At 47.2% G+C, this 2,876-nt stretch carries 4 protein-coding genes and 1 pseudogene; 3 read left to right on the forward strand and 2 right to left on the reverse strand.

Annotated features, from left to right (window positions below; translation table 11 throughout):
* The coding region (locus H6F93_RS08770; protein ID WP_347277265.1) for an SH3 domain-containing protein at positions 1-342 on the forward strand (342 nt) is incomplete at its 5' end.
* Positions 343-427: 85 nt separating this feature from the next.
* Here H6F93_RS08770 and H6F93_RS08775 read toward each other — a convergent pair.
* Both H6F93_RS08775 and H6F93_RS08780 read right to left on the reverse strand, forming a co-directional pair.
* Positions 428-553, reverse strand: a pseudogene (locus H6F93_RS08775) (IS1 family transposase); the annotation flags it as partial.
* On the reverse strand, positions 541-792 hold the full coding sequence (locus tag H6F93_RS08780) for a hypothetical protein (RefSeq protein ID WP_190680109.1): 252 nt from the start codon (positions 790-792) through the stop codon (positions 541-543). The gene H6F93_RS08780 and the pseudogene H6F93_RS08775, both read right to left, overlap by 13 nt.
* Positions 793-982: 190 nt before the next feature.
* On the opposite strand from H6F93_RS08780, the gene H6F93_RS08785 reads away from it, so the two are divergent.
* Positions 983-1,447, forward strand: a complete 465-nt coding sequence (locus tag H6F93_RS08785) for a GIY-YIG nuclease family protein (protein WP_190680110.1) — start codon at positions 983-985, stop codon at positions 1,445-1,447.
* A gap of 670 nt (positions 1,448-2,117) precedes the next feature.
* A partial coding sequence (locus H6F93_RS08790; protein WP_190680111.1) for a helix-turn-helix transcriptional regulator occupies positions 2,118-2,876 on the forward strand: 759 nt, incomplete at its 3' end.

Below are 2,876 nucleotides of genomic sequence, written 5' to 3' on the forward strand. Positions count from 1 at the left end.
AATGGGCTGATTGAAGGGGTGCTTGCATGGGAGAGAGGAGAGCGATCAGCAGCATCCACCAATACACTTGCAGAAAATTCAGCAGTAAACTCAGCAGCAGAGCCAGAAATCGGACAAGCAGGGTTTCTGACTGCTAGTGACCCAGGTTCACGGATTAATTTGCGTAGTGAACCAAACCCCAATGTCCCAACACAACGATACGGTTTAGTGGGAGATCAAGTACTGATTCAAGAAAGCACAAGCGGAAGCGACGGATACACCTGGTACCGTGTCCGTTTTACAGAATCTGGAGCCGTTGGTTGGATTCGTAGCACCTTTGTTTCTACTGAGGAAGAATATTAGATATCCCTCTTTTGCCACTTTCGTCAGAGTGAAGTCTAAAGCCCGCTTTGGGTTTCGATCGATCCCTAGAACCTACAAATTGCAGTGCCAAGTAATGGCGCAAGCGAGTATTTTCATTCTCCACTCTTGGCATGTACGTTTTACAAACAATCTAGTCTCCCTGCTCAATAAAACTCGGATAAATCTTGTAGCCATCAGTCACATAGAAGTAGCTAGCTTTACTGGATAACTGTCTTGAGCCTCTGCTTTTACTAAATATCGAATTGCCTCATTGTAGAGGGGCGATTGCCACTTCACCAAGGCAAAAAGTATGAGGAGGGCGATCGCACAATGCTTCTGTAAGCCATCAACATTAGTATGGAATTCATTCGTCAAGCGGCCCTGGGAGATGCACTGTTTCCTTACGGGGAGCGGGTCGATCAGGCGATAAAACAAATTCTGGTAAGCCAAGCTTGAATACCCCCCGCAACGTTGCTAACTGGAGCGGATTGATAAGCAGTTGAAGGTGAAATTCATTGTCGATCGGGAATCCTTAGACCAAGGAGCCTTCAAAACGGATGTGGGTTCGATCGGCTTAATAAGACCTTCAACGGTAGGTTGGGGGAGATTTTGTCAGAGGTAGGCGATCGGCTCTGGCAAGATGTCAGCTAGCCTACAGGTTTCCCTATGTGCTGTTATCAAAAGCGCAAGCGCAAAGGCTGCAATGATTAACCCTTTCCAATTCGCTCACCTGTCTTACCGAGAAAAGTACTTGCTGCCGCAGGAAAGCGGTATCTACTATGTTTTGAACCTCAAAACTCATAGCATCCTCTATATTGGCAGAGCAAGGAACATCAGGAAACGGTGGACAAGCCATCATAGAGAAGTTGATGTGTCCTGTCTTGCGAAGGTGTTTGGAGATTATTTCATCAGCATCGCTTGGGAGCTGAGACCAGCTCAAGGGCTAGAAAAGGCTGAAAGCAGGAGAATCAGGATGTTTGATCCTCCTTTCAACAATGCTGATGAAGCAGCTTCCGTAAAAGCGTTGATTGAAGAATGCACTAAGTCGGGAATGATAAAAATTTGTGCAATTTTGTGCAGCAAAGGGGTTCGGGAGTTTCTGTAGCAATACTTCTGCTGATTATTTGCAAGGTTAGAAGGGGTTTTGCCTGAGGTAGGCGATCGATTCTGGCAAAATATGGGATATTCGATTCCTGGCTTTCCAGCCAGGAATCGAATATCCTGCTTTACCCAGATCTAGTGAACTGCTTTCAGAAGTGCACCTGCTCCCCCAATGGACGACTGAACTACAAAAAGATTTGCTGCTAATCTAACCAAGTTTTATCCGCAATGTTGCGGATCTTTTGCGTTTGGGAACTCTTAATAAGGACAGTCTGCTAAGGCAGAGGTTATAGTGCCCCGTAATAACCCCTAGTGGGGGTTATGACTCAACAGATACTTTCAGCCCAATAGCCAGAAATCGGTCAGCTTGTGCGTAACCTACGCCAACTTTTGAGTCTAACTTAGGAGAAGTTTGCAGGGAGATTAGGTGTGGCATTTCCTACCATCAACCGTTGGGGAAATAACAAGGTTACCCCGTCCCCCATGGCTTTGGAGCTAATTGAAGCAGAGGCGCGGAAGCTAAGGAGCTAGGGGAAAACTGTTTGAACAATACTCTTCGCACCACAGCTAACCAACGCCTTGCTAATAGAAAAATTTTGTTTGCCCCTCGAAGCCGGAAACTTTTCTGCCGGGTAGCTTCTTTACGATGTGGCTATATCACTTGATATAAGGTTATGTCCCGACATCTTGAACGTCTTCTTCAAATTGATACTCTACTACGCTTAAAACAGCGGCAAACAGCTGAGAGTCTGGCCCAGGCACTTGAGGTTAGTGAGCGAACTGCCCGGAGTGATATCGCTTTCCTCCGCGATCGCTATCATGCTCCGATTGAATCCAACAAGCAGAAGGGGTACTACTACACTGACCTAGAATGGCGATTGCCGACAATCAGCCTAAGTACAGGAGAATTATTTGCTCTGACGCTTGGAGCCAGAATGTTGGAAGCCTATTCAGGTTCTGCTTATGCGTCAGAGCTGCGGTCTGCGATCGCCCGTTTGAGTGAACGATTACCAGAGGAGAGCTGGGTTGACTTGCAGCAGGTTGCGGAAGAAAGAATTCTGTTTCGCTCTGGTGCAGAAATTGACCTTAACCCAGAGGTTTGGCACACGCTAGAAGATGCCTGCCGGATGCAAAAGACTGTGCAGATGCACTACTACACTGCTAGCCGGAATGCCACCTCTGACCGCAAGCTTGACCCCTATCTTCTGCACATCTACCGGGGAACCAATCCCTACGTGATTGGGTACTGCCATCAACGCCGGGAAATTCGATGGTTTCGAGTTGACCGCATTAAGCAGCTTGAACCGTTAACCGAAACCTTTGTTCCAGACCCAACTTTTGATGCCAAAGACTATTTAGAAATGATTTTTCAGCATGAGGCTGGTGGGGTGCCGATGCCTGTGTCCATCTGGTTTGACGCACCAACAGCCCCT

Source organism: Leptolyngbya sp. FACHB-671 (assembly GCF_014695745.1).
Taxonomy (GTDB): Bacteria; Cyanobacteriota; Cyanobacteriia; order Elainellales; family Elainellaceae; genus JAAUTN01.